This window comes from Serratia marcescens subsp. marcescens ATCC 13880 (genome assembly GCF_017299535.1).
GTDB classification, from domain to species: domain Bacteria; phylum Pseudomonadota; class Gammaproteobacteria; order Enterobacterales; family Enterobacteriaceae; genus Serratia; species Serratia marcescens.
Genome location: NZ_CP071238.1, coordinates 2979620 through 2998190, shown reverse-complemented (window position 1 = coordinate 2998190; position 18571 = coordinate 2979620). Strand labels below are relative to the sequence as shown.

Annotated in this window: 21 protein-coding genes; 16 read left to right on the top strand and 5 right to left on the bottom strand. The window is 59.1% G+C overall.

Going from position 1 to position 18571, the window contains the following annotated elements; all coding sequences use genetic code 11:
• Nucleotides 1–34: 34 nt before the first annotated feature.
• The 4 genes from J0F90_RS14355 to J0F90_RS14340 are packed head-to-tail and all read left to right on the top strand — an operon-like array spanning nucleotide 35 to nucleotide 3887.
• Nucleotides 35–991, top strand: a complete 957-nt coding sequence (locus J0F90_RS14355; RefSeq protein WP_004934604.1) for an ABC transporter permease — start codon at nucleotides 35–37, stop codon at nucleotides 989–991.
• Between the two features lie 4 nt (nucleotides 992–995).
• Nucleotides 996–1946 (top strand): oligopeptide ABC transporter permease, encoded by a 951-nt coding sequence (gene opp4C / locus J0F90_RS14350; RefSeq protein ID WP_016927379.1) that lies wholly within the window; start codon nucleotides 996–998, stop codon nucleotides 1944–1946.
• Complete coding sequence (locus tag J0F90_RS14345) at nucleotides 1943–2929, top strand: ABC transporter ATP-binding protein (protein WP_033640070.1); 987 nt, start codon at nucleotides 1943–1945, stop codon at nucleotides 2927–2929. The genes opp4C and J0F90_RS14345 overlap by 4 nt, the downstream gene beginning before the upstream one ends.
• On the top strand, nucleotides 2919–3887 hold the full coding sequence (locus tag J0F90_RS14340; RefSeq protein WP_016927381.1) for an ABC transporter ATP-binding protein: 969 nt from the start codon (nucleotides 2919–2921) through the stop codon (nucleotides 3885–3887). Before J0F90_RS14345 ends, J0F90_RS14340 begins: the two co-directional genes overlap by 11 nt.
• 2 nt (nucleotides 3888–3889) lie before the next feature.
• Here the strand turns inward: J0F90_RS14340 and J0F90_RS14335 are convergent, their stop codons facing one another.
• A complete protein-coding gene (locus tag J0F90_RS14335; RefSeq protein ID WP_016927382.1) occupies nucleotides 3890–4864 on the bottom strand; it encodes an alpha/beta hydrolase in 975 nt (324 codons plus the stop codon).
• A gap of 647 nt (nucleotides 4865–5511) precedes the next feature.
• Between J0F90_RS14335 and J0F90_RS14330 the strand changes: the two genes are divergently transcribed.
• The 6 genes from J0F90_RS14330 to ompC all read left to right on the top strand — a co-directional run bounded on the left by J0F90_RS14330 (nucleotide 5512) and on the right by ompC (nucleotide 13323).
• Nucleotides 5512–6726 (top strand): aspartate aminotransferase family protein, encoded by a 1215-nt coding sequence (locus tag J0F90_RS14330; RefSeq protein WP_015378175.1) that lies wholly within the window; start codon nucleotides 5512–5514, stop codon nucleotides 6724–6726.
• A 52-nt stretch (nucleotides 6727–6778) separates the two neighbouring features.
• Complete coding sequence (gene astA, locus J0F90_RS14325; protein ID WP_004934585.1) at nucleotides 6779–7813, top strand: arginine N-succinyltransferase; 1035 nt, start codon at nucleotides 6779–6781, stop codon at nucleotides 7811–7813.
• A complete protein-coding gene (gene astD, locus J0F90_RS14320) occupies nucleotides 7813–9285 on the top strand; it encodes a succinylglutamate-semialdehyde dehydrogenase (RefSeq protein ID WP_033641396.1) in 1473 nt (490 codons plus the stop codon). The genes astA and astD overlap by 1 nt, the downstream gene beginning before the upstream one ends.
• Nucleotides 9286–9337: 52 nt before the next feature.
• A complete protein-coding gene (astB, locus tag J0F90_RS14315; protein ID WP_033640071.1) occupies nucleotides 9338–10678 on the top strand; it encodes an N-succinylarginine dihydrolase in 1341 nt (446 codons plus the stop codon).
• Between the two features lie 10 nt (nucleotides 10679–10688).
• Nucleotides 10689–11672, top strand: a complete 984-nt coding sequence (gene astE / locus J0F90_RS14310; RefSeq protein ID WP_033640072.1) for a succinylglutamate desuccinylase — start codon at nucleotides 10689–10691, stop codon at nucleotides 11670–11672.
• A gap of 568 nt (nucleotides 11673–12240) precedes the next feature.
• The gene (ompC, locus tag J0F90_RS14305; RefSeq protein ID WP_016927387.1) at nucleotides 12241–13323 is read left to right on the top strand and encodes a porin OmpC; all 1083 of its coding nucleotides are present in this window, start codon (nucleotides 12241–12243) and stop codon (nucleotides 13321–13323) included.
• Between the two features lie 82 nt (nucleotides 13324–13405).
• On the opposite strand, the gene J0F90_RS14300 is transcribed toward ompC, so the two are convergent.
• Together J0F90_RS14300 and J0F90_RS14295 are read right to left on the bottom strand one after the other, a co-directional pair.
• Nucleotides 13406–13630: a biofilm development regulator YmgB/AriR family protein gene (locus J0F90_RS14300; protein WP_016927388.1), complete on the bottom strand. Its 225-nt coding sequence runs from the start codon at nucleotides 13628–13630 to the stop codon at nucleotides 13406–13408.
• A gap of 123 nt (nucleotides 13631–13753) precedes the next feature.
• Complete coding sequence (locus tag J0F90_RS14295) at nucleotides 13754–13945, bottom strand: YdfD/YebW family protein (RefSeq protein ID WP_004934567.1); 192 nt, start codon at nucleotides 13943–13945, stop codon at nucleotides 13754–13756.
• A gap of 228 nt (nucleotides 13946–14173) precedes the next feature.
• Between J0F90_RS14295 and lysM the strand changes: the two genes are divergently transcribed.
• From lysM to J0F90_RS14270, 5 genes are all read left to right on the top strand, one after another.
• Nucleotides 14174–14620, top strand: a complete 447-nt coding sequence (lysM, locus tag J0F90_RS14290) for a peptidoglycan-binding protein LysM (protein ID WP_016927389.1) — start codon at nucleotides 14174–14176, stop codon at nucleotides 14618–14620.
• A gap of 265 nt (nucleotides 14621–14885) precedes the next feature.
• Nucleotides 14886–15041 carry a hypothetical protein gene (locus J0F90_RS14285; protein WP_016927390.1) on the top strand — a complete coding sequence of 52 codons (156 nt, stop codon included), beginning with the start codon at nucleotides 14886–14888 and terminating at the stop codon, nucleotides 15039–15041.
• Nucleotides 15042–15064: 23 nt separating this feature from the next.
• A complete protein-coding gene (locus J0F90_RS14280; protein ID WP_004934557.1) occupies nucleotides 15065–15229 on the top strand; it encodes a hypothetical protein in 165 nt (54 codons plus the stop codon).
• A gap of 105 nt (nucleotides 15230–15334) precedes the next feature.
• Entirely contained in the window at nucleotides 15335–16276 is a 942-nt protein-coding gene (locus J0F90_RS14275; RefSeq protein WP_033640073.1) for a pirin family protein, read from the top strand.
• Between the two features lie 427 nt (nucleotides 16277–16703).
• On the top strand, nucleotides 16704–17057 hold the full coding sequence (locus J0F90_RS14270; protein WP_033640074.1) for a DUF1304 domain-containing protein: 354 nt from the start codon (nucleotides 16704–16706) through the stop codon (nucleotides 17055–17057).
• Nucleotides 17058–17077: 20 nt separating this feature from the next.
• Here J0F90_RS14270 and J0F90_RS14265 read toward each other — a convergent pair whose 3' ends face one another.
• On the bottom strand, nucleotides 17078–17464 hold the full coding sequence (locus J0F90_RS14265; RefSeq protein WP_004927697.1) for a helix-turn-helix domain-containing protein: 387 nt from the start codon (nucleotides 17462–17464) through the stop codon (nucleotides 17078–17080).
• A gap of 446 nt (nucleotides 17465–17910) precedes the next feature.
• The gene (locus J0F90_RS14260) at nucleotides 17911–18123 is read right to left on the bottom strand and encodes a YccJ family protein (RefSeq protein WP_004927694.1); all 213 of its coding nucleotides are present in this window, start codon (nucleotides 18121–18123) and stop codon (nucleotides 17911–17913) included.
• Nucleotides 18124–18308: 185 nt separating this feature from the next.
• On the opposite strand from J0F90_RS14260, the gene J0F90_RS14255 reads away from it, so the two are divergent.
• On the top strand, nucleotides 18309–18548 hold the full coding sequence (locus J0F90_RS14255) for a DUF2766 family protein (protein ID WP_004927692.1): 240 nt from the start codon (nucleotides 18309–18311) through the stop codon (nucleotides 18546–18548).
• Nucleotides 18549–18571 lie beyond the last annotated feature (23 nt).

Here is an 18571-nt window from a genome sequence, read left to right as displayed (position 1 = left end):
CGCGCCATTCCGGGCGGCGGCGATGGAACCCGCGATGAGAAACTTTATCTTGCGCCGTCTGTTGCAGACTATCCCGATGCTGTTGTTGGCTTCCTTGCTGATTTTTTGCATTTTCGCCCTGGCGCCCGGCGACTTTATCGACGGCAACATCAACCTGACCGCGCAACGCGCCGCCGAGCTGCGGGCGCTGTACGGGCTGGATCAGCCGTTGTTCAGCCGCTATCTGCACTGGCTTGGCCGGCTGCTGCAGGGCGACCTCGGCTTTTCACTGCAGTACCAGATCCCTGTCAGCACGTTGCTGAACCAATACATCTGGAACTCGTTCCTGCTGGCGGCGGTGGCGATGGTGTTGTATTGGGGCATCGCGCTGGCGGTGGGGGTGATCTCGGCGATGAAACCCTATTCGCTGTTCGATCATCTGATCACCGTGGCGGTGTTCGCCGCCATGTCGTTTCCGACGTTCTTCCTGTGCCTGTTGCTGATCAAATGGTTCGCCGTCGATCTGCACTGGCTGCCGGCGGGCGGCATGCTGCGCACCGGCAGCGAGGCGAGCGGGCTGGCCTGGGCGCTGGAGGTGGCGGCGCACCTGCTGTTGCCGGTGCTGGCGCTGGTGATGCTGCAGGCCGGCAGCCTGACGCGCTATTTCCGCGCCAGCATGCTGGAGGTGATCCGCATGGACTATATTCGCACCGCGCGCGCCAAAGGGCTCAGGGAGAAAACGGTGATCCTCAAACACGCGCTGCGCAATGCGCTGTTGCCGATCATCACCCTGCTGGGGTTCGAGCTGCCGGGATTGTTCTCCGGCGCGCTGATCACCGAAAAAATCTTCAACTGGCCGGGCGCCGGACATATCCATATCGATTCGCTGGCGGCGCGTGATTACCCGGTATTGATGGGGTTCACGCTGTTTCTGGCCGCCTTGACCATTCTCGGCAATCTGCTGGCGGACATTCTGTACGCCTACGCCGATCCACGCATTCGCTTGAGGTAACACGATGTTGGCTACGTTGTTTTTCGGCCGCCGTCGCCGCTGGCGCCAGGCGCAACTGCCGGCGCTGGCGCAACTGTCGCCACCGCCCGCGGCGCAGGCCTGGCGACGGCTGCGCCGCCACCGGCCGGCGATGATTTCGCTGGCGTTGCTGGTGCTGTTGGCGTTGCTGTGCCTGATTGGGCCGTCGTTGTCGCCGTGGCGCGACGATGCCGGCGATGTGCTGAATATCAATCAGGCGCCCAGCGGCGCGCACTGGTTGGGCACCGACTTTCTCGGCCGCGATATCTGCACCCGGCTGCTGCTGGCGGGGCGGATATCGCTGACCATCGGCCTGGTGTCGATGCTGCTGTCGGTGACGCTGGGCTACGTGCTGGGGGCGCTTTCCGGTTATCTGGGCGGCGTGGCGGACCGGCTGATCATGCGCTTCGCCGATCTGCTGATGACCATTCCCGGCCTGCCGCTGTTGATCATCATGGGCGCGATGCTGACCGAACTCGACGTGTCGCCGGACTACCGCATCTACATGGTGATGATCATGCTGAGCCTGCTGGGCTGGCCGTCGCTGGCGCGGCTGGTGCGCGGCCAGATCCTGTCGCTGCGCGAGCGGGATTTCATGTTGGCCACCGAAGTGCTGGGGCTCTCCACCCGGCGGCGCCTCTTCGGCCATCTGTTGCCTAATACTGTGCCGATTTTGGTGGTGGTCGCCACCATGGCGGTGGCCAACGCCATCCTCAGCGAGTCGGCGTTGAGCTACCTTGGGCTGGGCGTGGTGCCGCCGACGCCGTCGTGGGGCAACATGATGGACGCCGCCAACAGCCTGATCGACTTTCAGCGCCGCCCTTGGCTGTGGATGCCGCCGGGGCTGGCGATCTTCGTCACCGTGGTGGCGATCAATATCTTGGGCGACGGCCTGCGGGACGCGCTCGATCCGAAAATGAGCGGGGTAAAACGATGAGTCAACCGCTGGTGGCGTTCGACCGACTGTCGGTGTCGTTTCAGGGCGAGCAGGGGCCGGTGCGGGCGGTGCAGCAGGTCAGCCTGGAACTGCAGGCCGGGCAAACGCTGGGGATCGTCGGCGAATCGGGCTGCGGCAAAAGCGTGACCGCCATGGCGCTGATGGGGCTGTTGCCGCAGCCGCTGGCGCAGGTAGACGGCGGTGAGATTCGCTTTGAAGGGCAAAACCTGCTGTCGCTGCGGGCATCCAAGATGGCGGATCTGCGCGGCAACCGGCTGGCGATGATCTTTCAAGAGCCGATGAGCGCGCTTAATCCGGTGCTGACGCTCGGCGAACAACTGGTGGAGCCGCTGATCAGGCACTTACTTCTGTCGCCGAAAGCGGCCTGGCGTCAGGCGGTGCAACGGCTGGAGGAGGTGGGGTTGGCGCGCGCGGAGGCGCTGATGCGCTGCTACCCGCACCAGCTTTCCGGCGGCATGCTGCAGCGCGTGATGATCGCCATGGCGATAGGGTGCCGGCCGGCGCTGCTGATCGCCGATGAACCGACCACGGCGCTCGACGTCACGGTACAGGCGCAAATCCTGGCGTTGCTGCGCGAGCAGAGCCGGCGACACAATATGGCGATGATCTTGATCACCCACGATCTTGGGGTGATCGCACAAATGGCGGATCGGCTGGCGGTGATGTACGCCGGGCGCGTCGTCGAGCAGGGCACGACGCGGGAAGTGCTGGCCGAACCGCGGCACCCTTATACTCAGGGGCTGATCGCCTCGCGGCCGGTGCCGGGACAGCGGCGTCGCCGTTTGTACTCCATTCCCGGCCAGGTGCCGGATCTGGCGCGGCTGCCTGAACACTGCGCGTTTGCCGAGCGCTGCGCGCAGGCCACCGCGCGCTGCCGCGATGGCATTCCGCCGCTGTACGGGACTCAGCAGCGCCAATCCGCCTGCTTCCTCAACGCCGGAGGGCGCCCGCATGTCGACTGAACCCTTGGTGGAAGTGAAAGGATTAAAGAAATATTTCCCGCTGCGCGACGGGCTGTTCGGGCGCACCACCGGCCAACTGAAGGCGGTGGACGACGTCAGCTTCAGCATCCGCAAGGGCCGCGTTTTCGGACTGGTGGGCGAGTCCGGCAGCGGCAAAACCACCGTCGGCCGCACGCTGCTCGGCCTGCACGATAAAACCGCCGGCGAGGTGCTGTTCAAAGGGCAGGCGCTGGATAGCCTCAACAAAGACGCGCTGCGCGCCCTGCGGCCGAAAATGCAGCTGGTGTTTCAGGATCCGTACAGCTCGCTGAACCCGCGTCTGCGCGTGGGCGACGCCATCGGCGAAGCGCTGTTGCAGCACGGCCTGGCAAGCAAGGCGGAACTGCGCGAACGGGTGCTCGATACCCTGGCGATCTGCGGGCTGTCGCCGCAGCATTACGGGCGGTTTCCACATGAGTTTTCCGGCGGCCAGCGGCAGCGCATCGGCATCGCGCGCGCGCTGATCCTGCAACCGGAATTTATCGTCGCCGATGAACCGATATCGGCGCTCGACGTGTCGATCCAGGCGCAGATCATCAATCTGTTTTCCGATTTGCAGGAACGGCAGGGGGTGACGCTGCTGTTTATTTCGCACGATCTCGGCGTGGTGGAGCATCTGTGCCAGGACGTGGCGGTGATGTATCTGGGGCAGATCGTCGAGAGCGCCGACCGCGATTCGCTGTTTCGCCAGCCGCTGCATCCCTACACGCAGGCCTTGTTGGCGGCGGTGCCGACGTTGGATGCGCAACGTTCGCCGGCGTGGGCGGCCGGCGGCGAGCCGCCGAACCCCGCCAACCCGCCGCGCGGCTGCCGTTTCCATCCCCGCTGCCCGCTGGCCACGGCGCAATGCCGTGAACAGGCGCCGCATCTGCGCAGTGTGGCTCCCGGCCATCAGGTGGCTTGCCACGTGGTTGGCTAGCGTCAGGACAGATAGTGCTTCAACGCGCGCCCGGCCTGGTGGATCGCCGAATGCACCGCCGGGACGTGGGCGAGCGGATTCAACAGGCCGTAATCGTGGATCAGGCCGTTGTAGCGGGTGGCGGTGACCTCGACGCCGGCGGCGTCAAGCAGACGCGCGTAAGCTTCCCCTTCATCGCGCAACACGTCCAGCTCGGCGGTTTGCACCAGCGCCGGCGGCAAGCCCCGCAGCTGTTCCGACGTGGCGTTGAGCGGCGAGGCGTAGATGTTTTTGCGCTGCGCCTTATCGGGCGCATAGCTGTCCCAAAACCACTTCATCATGTTGCGGGTCAGGAAATGGCCTTCGGCGAACTGATGATAGGAATCGGTATCAAAATGGGCGTGCGTGACGGGCCACAGCAGGATCTGGCAACGCAGCGCCGGTATGCCTTTCTCTTTGGCCATCAGGCTGACCACCGCCGCCATATTGCCGCCGACGCTGTTGCCGACCACCGCCAGCCGTGACCCATCGACGTTGATTTTTTCGCCGTACTCGGCCACCCATTCCGTGGCGGCATAGGCCAGATTGATCGCCTGTGGGTAATGCGCTTCCGGGGAACGGGGGTAGTTGACGAACACCGCCGCCGCGCCGGAGCTGTAAACCAGATCGCGCACCAGCCGTTCATGGGTGGGAAAATCGCCCAGCACCCAGCCGCCGCCGTGAAAGAACATGAATACCGGCAACGCCTCCTTGACCCTGGCCGGTCGCACCAGATGCAGCAGAATATCCTGGCCCTCAACGTGGATGGTTTTCTCGCTGATTTCCACCTCGCGCAGCGGTACCTCGACGCTGCGTTGCGCGTCCTCCAAAACCCTGCGCGCCTCTTTGGGCTTCATCTGCTCCATGGGTTTACCGCCGGCGGCATTCAGCGCGTCGAGAAACGCGCGGATGTCGTGTTGGGCGTGCGGCTGGCTGAGATCGACGGTTTTCTTGGGCATGGTGGCTCCTTGTGCGCAGAAGAGAAGGGGCGGTCAGGATCACAGTGTAGTCGCTGGCGTACAAAGCAGGAACCGCGGTCAACGCGGCTCCTTTATCGGGTGGCGTCGCTGCCGCGTTGCACCATGCTGGCGCGCCGCCGCACCCGATGGGGGCAAAAAGTGTGATAGCGAGCAAATTGGGTGAAATTATTTTTGCGAGCCCGATCAGAAATCCTGAAGTTTTTCGTAATTGAATAGGATTTCGCACGCAATGATGATTTTAGGCCTTATTTTTTAATTTATGCATTACCAATGCATAGAAAATGAATAAATATTCATTATAAGCCGTTGTTTTAACGTAAAAAATAGCAAAATCCGGCAAAAATCCCGTTTTGGCACGATAGCTGCTCTACACTCTTTATCAAACGACATGTATTTTAACTGCTCGTTAACATTTACTCCCCGCTCAGGGACCGGATATACGCCATAAATAGTGAAAAACCGATTTTATGTAACAGATTTGTTTCTAAATCAGCGGTGAGGGACAGCATTTTCTCCGCCGCGAAAGTCGGTTTTGAATAACGGTTTTTTTGCATTGTGGCGGTCTAACCGGGCTTGAGCGGCCCTTACAGTCAAAATTCAGCCTTTGCTGAGATTATGAGGTCACTATGGAACAGCCAATCGCAGTTACCCGCCAGTCTTTCGATGACTGGATGGTCCCGGTTTATGCCCCTGCCGATTTTATTCTGGTGCGTGGCGAAGGATCGCAGGTGTGGGATCAGCAGGGTAAGTCTTACATCGATTTCGCCGGCGGCATCGCGGTTAACGCGTTGGGCCATGCGCACCCGGCGGTCAAGGCGGCGCTGGTGGAGCAGGCGGGCAAACTGTGGCATCTGGGCAATGGTTATACCAACGAACCGGTACTGCGTCTGGCCAAAAAACTGATCGACGCCACGTTCGCCGACAAGGTGTTTTTCTGTAATTCGGGTGCAGAAGCCAACGAAGCGGCGCTGAAACTGGCGCGCAAGCATGCGCACGACCAACACGGCGCCGGTAAAGATCAGATTGTGGCGTTCAACAACGCGTTCCACGGCCGTACGCTGTTCACCGTTTCCGCCGGCGGCCAGCCGAAATATTCGCAGGATTTTGCGCCGCTGCCGGGCGGCATCACCCATACGCCGTATAACGATCTGGCCGCAGCGGCCGAGCTTATCAACGATCGCACCTGCGCGGTGATCGTTGAGCCGATCCAGGGCGAGGGCGGCGTGCTGCCGGCGGAGGCCAGTTTCCTGCAGGGGCTGCGTGAACTGTGCGATCGCCATAACGCGCTGCTGATCTTCGACGAAGTGCAGACTGGCGTCGGCCGCACCGGCCACCTGTATGCCTACATGCAGTACGGCGTGGTGCCGGACGTGCTGACGACCGCCAAAGCGCTGGGCGGCGGCTTCCCGATCGGCGCGATGCTGACCACCGATGCGCTGGCGAAAACGCTGGGCGTCGGCACCCACGGCACCACCTACGGCGGCAACCCGCTGGCGACGGCGGTGGCGGGGGAAGTGTTCTCCATCATCAACACGCCGGAAGTGCTGGAAGGCGTCAAGCAACGTCACCAGTGGTTCATCGACGGGTTGAACGACATCAACCGCCAGTACCCGATCTTCGCCGAGATCCGCGGGGGCGGTTTGCTGATCGGCTGCCAATTGAAGAAAGATTATGCCGGCAAAGCGAAGCAGATCACCCAACTGGCCAACGAAGAAGGCGTTATCGCGCTGATCGCCGGCCCGGACGTGGTGCGTTTCACGCCGTCGCTGATCATCCCTGAGCAGGATGTGAAAGAGGGGCTGGCGCGATTCGCGCGCGCCGTGGCGCGCATTTGCAGCTAATCAGCGGGCTGCGCCTTCACCGGCGCAGCCTGATTCAGAAGAGGTTCGCATTATGATGATTATTCGCCCTATAGAGCGTCGCGATCTGGCGGATTTACTGACGCTTGCCGGTAAATCCGGCATCGGTCTCACTTCACTGCCGCAGAATGAAGATACCTTGTCGGCACGCATTGAGCGGGCGTTAAAAACCTGGCAAGGCGAACTTCCGCAAAGTGACCAGTGTTATTTGTTCGTGTTGGAAGACAGCGAGCGCCGGCAGGCGGTGGGGGTCTGCGCGATCGAAGTGGCCGTCGGCCTGGCGGAACCCTGGTACAGCTTCCGCGTCGGCACGCAGGTGCACGCTTCCAAACAGCTGAACGTCTATAAATCGGTGCCGACGCTGTTCCTCAGCAACGACCATACCGGGCATTCGGAACTGTGCACGCTGTTCCTCGATCCGGATTATCGCCACGGCGAGAACGGCAAACTGCTGTCGAAGGTGCGTTTCCTGTTTATCGCCGCGTTCCGTGAACGCTTCTCCCGCCGTCTGATCGCCGAGATGCGCGGTTTCTCCGATGAAAACGGCCGGTCGCCGTTCTGGGAGAGCGTCGGCCACCGTTTCTTCTCCATCGAGTTCGCCAAGGCGGACTACCTGAGCGGCACCGGGCAAAAGGCGTTTATCGCCGAGCTGATGCCGAAACACCCGTTGTATGTCGATTTTCTGGCCGAAGATGCGCAGAAAGTGATTGGCGAAGTGCACCCGCAAACCCTGCCGGCGCGCCGGTTGCTGGAGGCGGAAGGCCTGAGCTATCAGGGCTACGTCGATATCTTCGACGGCGGTCCGACGCTGGAAGCGGAGATCGACCATATCCGCGCGGTCAAGCAGAGCCGCCTGGTGAAAGTGGTGCTGGATGACACGCCGATGCGCGCCGATGCGCCGGTGCATCTGGTGGCCAACGACAACTATCAGAATTACCGCGCACTGTTGGTCAATGCCGATCTGTATGACGACCGCCTGCATATCAACGCCGCCACCGCTGCGGCGCTGGGCGTCGAACAGGGCAGCCCGGTGCGGGTGCTCCCCCTTATTGCACAGGAGAAAGCATGATGTCCCATCCTGCTCTGTTGATTAACGGCGTCTGGCGGCAGGGCCGCGGCGCCGAGTTCGGCAAGGCCGATCCGGTCGGCAACCAGCCGCTGTGGCGCGCTAACGCCGCCGACGCCGACGACGTCGCCGCCGCCTGCGAAGCCGCGCGCGCCGCGTTCCCCGCTTGGGCGCGCATGCCGTTCGAGCAGCGCGAACAGCTGGTGAAACGCTTCGCCGCCTTGCTGGAAGAACACAAGCAGTTGCTGGCGGAAACCATCAGCCGCGAGACAGGCAAGCCGCGTTGGGAAACGCTGACTGAAATTCAGGCGATGATCGGCAAAGTGGGCATTTCGCTGCAGGCCTATCAGACGCGCACCGGTTTTAGCCAGACGGCGATGGCCGACGGCGCTTCGGTGCTGCGCCACCGTCCGCACGGCGTGCTCGCGGTGTTTGGGCCTTACAATTTCCCCGGCCATCTGCCGAACGGCCATATCGTGCCGGCGCTGTTGGCCGGTAACTGCGTGGTATTCAAACCGAGCGAGCTGACGCCGTTGACCGCCGAGGAGACCCTGAAACTGTGGCTGCGGGCCGGTCTGCCGGACGGGGTGATCAATCTGGTGCAAGGCGGCCGCGAAACCGGCGAAGCGTTGGCGGCCAGTGCGGATATCGACGGTTTGCTGTTCACCGGCAGCGCCGGCACCGGCTATCACCTGCATCGCCAATTGGCGGGGCAGCCGGAGAAGATCCTGGCGCTGGAGATGGGCGGCAACAATGCGCTGATCGTCGACGGCTTCGAGGATCGGGACGCGGCGGTCAACCTGGCTATCCAATCGGCGTTTATCTCCGCCGGCCAACGCTGTACCTGTTCACGCCGCATTCTGGTGAAGCAGGGGGCGGAAGGCGACGCCTTTATCGCGCGTTTGGTTCAGGTGGCGGGCGAGCTGCGCGTCGGCCGTTGGGATGCCGAACCGCAGCCGTTCATGGGCGGCGTCGTGTCGGCAGCCGCGGCGGAGAACATGCTGAAAGCGCAGCAGCGCTTGCTGGCGCTGGGCGGCAAATCGCTGCTGAGCATGCGTTTGCTGGAGCCGGGCAGTTCGCTGCTCAGCCCGGGCATCGTCGATCTGACCGGCGTGGCCGGCGTACCGGACGAAGAGTATTTCGGGCCGTTGACCACCATCGTGCGTTATCGCGATTTTGACGAGGCGCTGCAGCTCGCCAACCGGACGCGCTACGGCCTGTCGGTGGGGCTGGTATCGCCGCAGCGCGAGCTGTTCGAGCGGCTGTTGCTGGAAGCGCGCGCCGGCATCGTCAACTGGAACAAGCCGCTGACCGGGGCCTCCAGCGCGGCGCCGTTCGGTGGCGTGGGGGCCTCCGGCAACCATCGCCCAAGCGCCTTCTATGCGGCGGACTATTGCGCCTGGCCGATGGCTTCGCTGGAAAGCGAAAGCCTGTCGCTGCCGGCCACGCTCTCGCCGGGCTTGTCGTTCCGTTAATCGTCTGCGGCGGCGCGATGGCGCTGCCGCACGCTATCCCCAGGGGATAAACATGTCAGGATATGAAGTCAATTTCGACGGTTTGGTGGGGCCGACGCACCACTATGCCGGGCTGTCGTTCGGCAACGAGGCGTCAACGCTGCATCAAAACAGCGTATCGAACCCGAAGCTGGCGGCGAAACAAGGTTTGCTGAAAATGAAGGTGCTGGCCGATCTCGGTTTCCAGCAAGGGGTCTTGCCGCCGCAGGAGCGGCCGCATTTGCCGATGCTGCGTCGCCTGGGTTTCAGCGGCAGCGATGAGGCGGTGCTGGCGCAGGCGATGCGTCAGTCGCCGCGCCTGCTGTCGGCGCTCAGCTCGGCGTCGTGCATGTGGACCGCCAATGCGGCCACCGTGTCGCCTTCGGCGGACAGCGCCGACGGCAAGGTGCACTTCACCGCCGCCAACCTGAACAACAAATTCCACCGCGCCATCGAAGCGGAAACCACCACCGCCGTATTGCGGGCGATGTTCAGCGACGATCGGCATTTCGCCCACCACGAGGCGCTGCCGCAGGTGGCGTTGTTCGGCGACGAAGGGGCGGCCAACCATAACCGTTTGGGCGGTGATTACGCCAAGCGCAGCGTGCAGGTGTTCGTCTATGGTCGTCAGGAATTCGGCGGCGAAACGGCGCCGGCGCGTTATCCGGCGCGCCAGACGCGCGAAGCCGGCGAGGCGATCGCTCGCCTGCACCAGTTGGATGAACAGCATACGGTCTTCGTGCAGCAAAACCCGGCGGTGATCGATCAGGGCGTGTTCCATAACGACGTGATTGCGGTCAGCAACCAGAACGTGCTGTTCCATCATCAGCAGGCGTTCTACCGCCAGCAACAGGCGCTGGATGAAGTGCGCCGCAAGATGGCGACGCTGGACAGCGAGCTGGTGGCGATCGAAGTGCCGACAGAGCGCGTCTCGGTAGCGGACGCGGTGGCGACCTATCTGTTCAACAGCCAAATTCTTACCAAACCGAACGGCAAGATGATGATCGTCGTGCCGGAGGAGTCGCGTCAGCACGCCGGCGTGTGGCGTTACCTCAACGACATGGTCGGCAGCGGCGGCCCGATCGATGAAATCCGCGTGTTCGACCTGCGTGAAAGCATGCGCAACGGCGGCGGCCCTGCCTGCCTGCGGTTGCGGGTGGCGCTTAACGAACAAGAGCTGAGAGCGGTCAATCCGCGCGTGATGATGAACGATCGGCTGTTCGCAACGTTGAACGAGTGGGTCGATCGTCATTACCGCGACCGCCTGACGCAGGATGACCTGGCCGATCCGCTGCTGCTGCGCGAAGGGCGCGAGGCGCTGGATGCGTTGACGTCGATCCTCGGTCTCGGCGCCATTTATCCGTTCCAACGCTAAGGGAGGCAGCATGATCGATCTACTGCCCCTGACGCTGGAAGGGAACGAACCCGTCGAATGGCAAGGTGAAACACCGCAGCTGCGGTGGCGCTGGCAGGGGGAAGGGGTGCTGGAGCTTACGCCGCGACAGCCTTACCGCCAGGCGATGGTGATGTCGGCGGGCGTGCACGGCAATGAAACCGCGCCGATTGAGCTGCTCAATCAGCTGGTCGGCGATCTCCTTGCCGGCCGGTTGCCGCTGACGGCGCGACTGTTGGTGGTGTTGGGCAACCCGGCGGCGATGCGGGCCGGCAAGCGTTATCTGCACAGCGATATGAACCGCATGTTTGGCGGCCGCTACCGCAACTTCGCCGCCAGCGGCGAAACCGTGCGCGCGCAGCAGTTGGAGCGTGCGCTCGCCGCCTTTTTCGATGGGGAGCAGGCGGCGCGTTTCCATTACGATTTGCACACCGCCATCCGCGAATCGCGTTTGCCGCGTTTCGGCATTCTGCCCTTTCAGAAACGCCCGTACAGTGAGCCGATGTTGAAGCTGCTGGATGCCGCCGATCTGGATGCGTTGGTGGTACACAGTGCGCCGGGCGGGACGTTTAGCCATTACTCCAGCGAACATCTCAATGCGGCGAGCTGTACGCTCGAGCTGGGCAAGGCGCGGCCGTTCGGCAGCAACGATCTGCAGCAGTTCGCCACCATCGATCGCGCTCTGCGGGCGGCGGTCAGCGAAGGGGCGCTGCCGGCGCGTGCGGGCGCCGAGATTCGGGTTTTCCGTGTGATGCACTCGTTGATCAAGCACAGCGAAGATTTCAAACTGCATCTGGACGATGACACGGCCAACTTCACCGAGCTGGAACCGGGCATGTTGCTGTGCGAGCAGCCGCAGGAGGACTATCGCGTCGGCCAGGAGGGGGCGTGGATACTGTTCCCTAACCCCAGCGTGGCGTTGGGCCTGCGTGCCGGCATGTTGTTGAGCGAAGTTTCCCGCTCTACGCTGTATTGATTTATCCACGGTGGCGCCGTCAGCGCGCCGCCGTTATTCCTTTCATTATTTTAATCTGCTATTTCCCGCTATTTTTATTCCCGTAAGGCGAGTTTTATTCGTCACGAATCCGTGTCTTTGTGCGAATGAATAGAAGGCAGTGTCAGATCGTTATCTGAAAGCCTTAATTGCCTGGTGAGTTTGTTAAGATAAAAATGTGAAATAAGTAACGTTTTTAATAACCATGCTAATTTTGTTGTTACTTTTGAATCGCGCAGAAAGCACGCAAAACGAAACTGAATTGCACAATAATGGTGCATTGCACCGTTTTGGTTATAACTTATGTGATAAAAAATTCTTATATTCAATGAGTTGAGTGGTTTCTTTTTTGTAATATTTGGTTACACATAAACATGCTTTCTCCTCGTTGTTTCATGAACTTTTTGATTTTAAGTTTTGATTCATGATGCTAATGTCACATCACCCCAGCATTAGGGGATCTCATAAAATACCAAAAGATAAAATCACAGCCCAAATTATAAATTGGGCGTGACGGGCAGGGTTCTAATTATAATATCTAGGAAAATAAATGATGAAACGCAGTGTATTAGCCTTAGCTGTCGCCCTCGGGGCGATCACCTCCTTCGCCAACGCGGCTGAAATCTACAATAAGGATGGCAATAAACTCGACCTGTACGGCCGCGTTAACGCCAAGCATTATTTCAGCGACAGTAAGTCCAACGACGGTGATATGACCTATGTTCGCCTGGGCTTCAAAGGCGAAACGCAAATCAATGACCAGTTGACCGGCTACGGCCAGTGGGAATACAACGTCCAGGCCAATCACGACGAAGCGCAGGGCACCGCCGGCACCAAAACGCGTCTGGGCTTCGCGGGGCTGAAATTCGGCAACTACGGTTCTTTCGACTACGGCCGTAACTACGGCGTGGTGTATGACGCCGAGGCTTACACCGACATGCTGCCGGAATTCGGCGGCGACTCCTACAGCTATACCGATAACTTTATGACCGCCCGTTCCAACGGTTTGGCCACCTACCGCAACCGTGATTTCTTCGGTTTGGTGGAAGGCCTGAACCTGGCGGTGCAGTATCAGGGTAAAAACGACGGTGACGGCCGCAGCGTGACCAAGCAAAACGGCGACGGTTACGGCCTGTCTCTGGACTACCAGGACATCGGCGGCACCGGCATCGGCGTAGCGGCGGCGTTCTCTGATTCCAACCGCACCAGCAAGCAAAAAGAGCTGCAGTATGGCAAGGGTGACAGCGCTACCGCCTGGACCACCGCAGTGAAATACGACGCCAACCAGGTTTACCTGGCCGCGATGTATGCCGAAACCCGTAACATGACGCCGATCAGCGTCAACGGCACTTCCGGCTTCGCCAATAAAACGCAAAACTTCGAAGTGGTGGCTCAGTATCAATTCGAGAACGGCCTGCGTCCTTCCGTGGCCTACGTGCAGTCCAAAGGCAAAGATATCGAAGGGATCGGTGATGCCGACCTGGTGAAATACGTGGAAGTGGGGGCGACTTACTACTTCAACAAAAATATGTACACCTACGTCGATTATCAAATCAACCAGCTGAGCGACGATAACAAACTGAAACTGGCCAACGATGATATCGTTGCCGTCAGCCTGACGTATCGTTTCTAATTCTGCAATTTCATTACCTTCATCCTGTGTCGGGATTGGTAATCAGGCAGGGCGCAAGCCCTGCCTTTGTTTTATCGGGAGCTCAGCCTTTAGGCGCCAACCCGACCAGCTCAATGGCGGAACGCAGCGCGGCGAAACGTTGCTGATCCTGCTCCCGCTCTATTTCGGTCACCAGCTGTGAAAGAATATTGCCGCCGGATACCTTTTTATGGTTTTTGATTAACTGCAACACTGCGTCGCCTAACGCCAGGCTGACGTCGCGCAGCAGAGTTTCATATTGCTCGTTGGAATGAGCCGATGCTGGCATGACCTTTCTCTGTCTCTCTCTTCTTCGGGAGCCGCAATTTAGCAAAACAGCGGCCTTATGCCTCGGAGGAAGACGAAGTTTCCGATGAAATCAGAAATTCCTCAGCATCGCGCGGGGAGAAGGTTAAAAATCGGAATATTCGCTGGCTGGCAACCAGAAGCCGTCGATAAACTCTTCCATGGGATAACAGCCGGCGTGTCGCAAGTTCTGTTCCTTCATCGCGACCAGGCATTGCGGCTCGTCGCGCAATATATCGACCACCATTTCACTGCAGCCGCCATCCAGATAACAGACAAACATCACCAATGCGTACATCGTTGCACGCCTCCTTCGTCGAGTTGCCTTGTCTGCAACAGTGTAGGTAGAAAAGCGCGATTTTTCAGCATCATTGCGCGATTAATCGCCATGGAAACGCCGCTGACGACACTTTCGGAATACTCTACCCGTTTCTGACGCCGTAAGCGGATGGCATATCCTTTTGTCGATGCTAAGCTTAACAAGCCTTACTTAAACGCATTACTGCAACCATCAAAAGGAGTGAATATGGGCTTGTTTAACTTCGTCAAAGAAGCGGGCGAAAAACTGTGGGATACAGTCACCGGCAATGCCTCCGCCGAAGATCAAAGCGCCAAACTCAAGGAACATCTCGATAAGAGCGGCCTGCCGGGCACCGACAAAGTTGATGTGCAGGTGGTCGATGGTAAAGCCGTAGTGACCGGCGACGCCGTCAGCCAGGAGTTAAAAGAGAAGATCCTGGTGGCTATCGGCAACGTGGCGGGGATCAGCGGTGTGGAAGACAAGGTGGCGGTAGCGCAATCCGACGCCGAGAGCCGCTTCTATACCGTGAAGAAGGGCGATACGCTGAGCGCGATCTCTAAAGAGATGTACGGCAACGCCAATCTGTACAACAAGATTTTCGAAGCCAACAAGCCGATGCTGTCGAGCCCGGACAAGATTTATCCGGGGCAGGTGTTGCGTATCCCGCAATAACGCATCGGTCTACCCAGGCCCGGTTACGTACCGGGCTTTTTTTTGTCCTCTGCAATAGGCGTCTCTTATTTCCCTGCGATCTCCATTCCAGTTACATCTCCCCTGTGTACTTGCTCGCTCGCCGGCGGGCGCGGTGTTGACCCTGATGGGGAAAATTGATAGCGTCATCCCCCGGTTGAGGCCGGAGCGACCAAGTCAGCGACATTGGCGCCTTATTCTGAGGGGATGTTTTGCCCCGTCAAACAGCAATGCAGCAGTTGAACGAGTGAAAACCGATTTAGTGAAACAACAGCGTAACGCCTCAACGGATAAAAATTATCGAGAAACCTTGGGTGATGCGCAATTTGCGATCGTCGTGTTGGCGGTGGCGTCCTGCTCACTGATTATCTTTACGCTGGCGGTCACGCTGTGGGTGACCTGACGCGATTAACTAGGGGAGATAAAATGGAGCCTAATCTCCATGATGAAACCAAACTGCTGGCGATCATCGGCCTGTTGGTGTCCGTGCTGCTGGTGGTATCAATTCTCTTTGGCGTGACCTATTTCTCCGATCTCAGGCACGCGCATGACGATATAGACATCAAGAGCTGCTATATCAAAGCACCCTGAACCGCGCGGACGTGCCTGCACGTCGTCGCTCTGCGGGGGAGCTGTCCTGTGTTAAGCTTGGGCGGTTACCCTTGGCGAATCGGCGCCATTCAGGAGGTCTTTGCGATGAGTCAGCCACGTCCTACGCTCTCTTCACCTTCACGCGAGTGCCCCGTCGTTGACGGCGTGCGCCAGATACAACGTATTGCCGTGCGTAACGCCGAAGTGGGGGGCATTCCGATCAACCGTGCGTTGCCAACCCGGGAGCGGCGCACCGTCGGCGCCTGGTGTTTTCTCGATCACGCCGGGCCGACGGTGTTCAACGGCACTTCGCCCGGCATGGATGTGGGGCAGCATCCGCACACCGGGCTGCAAACGTTCACCTGGATGATAGAGGGGGAGGTGCTGCACCGAGACAGCCTCGGCAGTGAGCAGGTGATTCGCCCGGGGCAGGTTAACCTGATGACCGCGGGGCACGGCATTGCGCATACGGAACAGTCGGTGGGCGAGCAGCGGCGGTTGCATGCTGCGCAATTATGGATCGCGCTGCCGGCCGAACATGCCGACATGGCGCCACGCTTCGATCATTATCCTGACTTGCCGCAATGGCAGAATAACGGCGTGAATCATCGTTTGTTGGTCGGGGAATTTGGCGCTTATCGTTCACCGGTGTTTACTCTTTCGCCATTAATCGCCATTGATCTGGAATGGGAAGAAGCGGCAAGAATCGAATTGCCGTTGCGCGATGATTATGAAATCGGCTTTTTGCCCCTTATTGGTGCATTTGAACTTAATGGTGAAATCTTTTCACCTGATGAATTCGCCTATTTGGGCATGAAGAATAACTCTATTGGGTTAAATGCACAGCAGGGGAGCCGGGGATTACTTATCGGTGGGGCGCCATTAAACGAAGAGATCCTTATCTGGTGGAATTTCGTTGGCCATACCAAGGCTGAAATTACTCGGGCTCAGCATGATTGGGAACAAGGCGCGCCGCGTTTCCCGACGGTTAGCGGTTATTCTGGTGAGCGCATGACCGCACCACGCCTGCCTTGGAACGATGTTTGATAGCGTTAGGATATAATCGCCGCGATTATTCGGCTTATTTCGCTCTAATAAGGCGTAATTAATGTGATCGCGGCTCCAGCTTTACGACAATATAAGGGTTCTCGGCGGAAAAGTGATCTGGCGCATATAACGACAGTGAGAAGAAGTTTAGGATAATCCTCAGGAAGTCAGGTTGTCTCCCGTTAGTCAGATGTCAGTGAGGTCATTATGAGCCAGGTACTTTATCGTGCAAGATTGTCCCATGTCGTGGTTGCCACGGCGCTGTTTTGGGTCTCTGTCGCGGCATTGTTGGTCGCCGTATTAAACTAACCTCAAAAAATGACTCCTGCATAAACCCGCTTCGGCGGGTTTTTTTATCTCCGCCGATAGGGTGGTGAGCGAAGGAGTTTATAATTGATGACATCTTCAATAAACGACTGGAACCACCATGAAGTTCTTTGCCGATATTTTGCTGCTGCTCATCGCAGCGCTCCATCTTTATATCCTGGTGTTGGAAATGTTCCTGTGGCGTACGCCACTCGGCAGGCGCGCATTCGGCACAACGGCGGAGTTCGCCGCAGCCACGCGGGTGTTGGCCGCCAATCAGGGGCTGTACAACGGCTTTCTGGCCTTGGGGTTGGCATGGAGCTACTGGCGTGAGGATATGGCACTGCAGCTGTTCTTTCTCGGGTGTGTGCTGGCGGCCGGGGTGTTCGGCGGGTTGAGCGCCAGCCGCAAAATTCTGTGGGTGCAGGCGCTGCCGGCCGCGATCGCGATGCTGGCGGTCTGGGGGGCGCGTTAACCCGCCGATTTGCGGCGGGCTCAGGCGGATTTTTGGTGAATGACGTGCAGCGGCGGATCGATGTGCAGATCAACGCTCAAATCCTGGCGGAAATCATAGGGTGTGATATTAAAACGCTTTCTGAACATGTAGGTGAAGTGGGACTGAGAACCGAAGCCAAAGTCCAGGGCGATGTCGAAGATCGACGCTTCACTGCTGCGCAGTTGATAGACCGCGCCGGCCAGACGGCGTTCGCGAATGTATTTACCGAGCGAAATCCCTGTCGCTTCTTTGAACAGCTTCTGCATGTGCCACAGCGAGTAGCCGGAGTACTCGGCCAGCTCTTCGAGATGGATCACTCGTCCGAGGTGAGTTTCGACCCATTTGCTGAGGGCGCAGACCAACGAGAGGTGGTGTTCTTGTATCATCAGTGCGTCAGTGTGAGACCTACATAGCGGTGAAGTATACACAACTTGCCGCCGTGGACAAAAATGCCGCCGGTGACGGGGGGCAATTATTCGGAAAAACCGTTTGACCGCCGCTTGTCAGCAGAAAGGAAAAACGGCTAATCTGGGACTGTCGCCGCCGCGGTGGGGGACGCAAAGAAAGCCGCAGCAAGAACCGCCAAAACAGAGTCAGCCGTAACAACTCAACGTTGATGGGGTGATCGCATGTTAATGACAGTGATTATTACTCTGGTTGTAATCGTGGGCGTCGGCGCTTTTATGGCGACGCCGGTGATGAGCATGAAAAATGCGGAAGGTGTGGGAGGTGAAGAACCGTGAGAGCAAGAAGACAGGCACGCCGCTGAGCGGGGCGAGCGCTAATCGGGAAAGCCTGGGTCAGAAACCCGGGCTTTTTGTTGCGTAACCGCTCAAACGTTTTTCCGCTCGACGGTTTCCTCTCCCCAATAAAGCTGGTCGGCGGTGGTTTTGGCAAAGGCCTTCTCCAGCGCCTCATCACTGCCTTCTTCCCAGATTTTCTGCGCCAACACTTCATCGTTCCCTGCCAGCTCAAAAATGGCTTCGGCGATTTCCACCGAAGTTTCACGCACTGTCGCCCAGGATTTCACATTGTGATTCGCCATAACTTTCTCCTGTTGGTTGTGGCTTGTGGGTGGTTTTTACCACCGCCATGCAGCAAGTATAGGCCAATCCGCCGCAGGCTTTTGCCCGCCGGTGCGCAGAATGGGGGAAAAAGACGGGGAGAGCGGGCAATGGCGCGGACGCCATGCTATTCTGTGCGGCGTTTGAATCAAGAAGGAAATTTATTATGTCTGACATGCTGAGCAACGAGCAGGAACTGGCTTCCGATCTGGTCGCTTGCCAACTGGTCATCAAACAGATTCTGGACGTTATCGACGTGATTGCGCCGACCGAAGTGCGCGACAAGATGGCGGGTCAGCTCAAAAGCATCGATTTCTCCACGCATCCTGCCGGCGCCGATCCGGTGACCCGCCGAGCGATTGACAAGGCGATTGCGCTGATCGAGATGAAGTTTACCCGCAACTGAGGCGGGGCCGCCGCAGAGCGGCG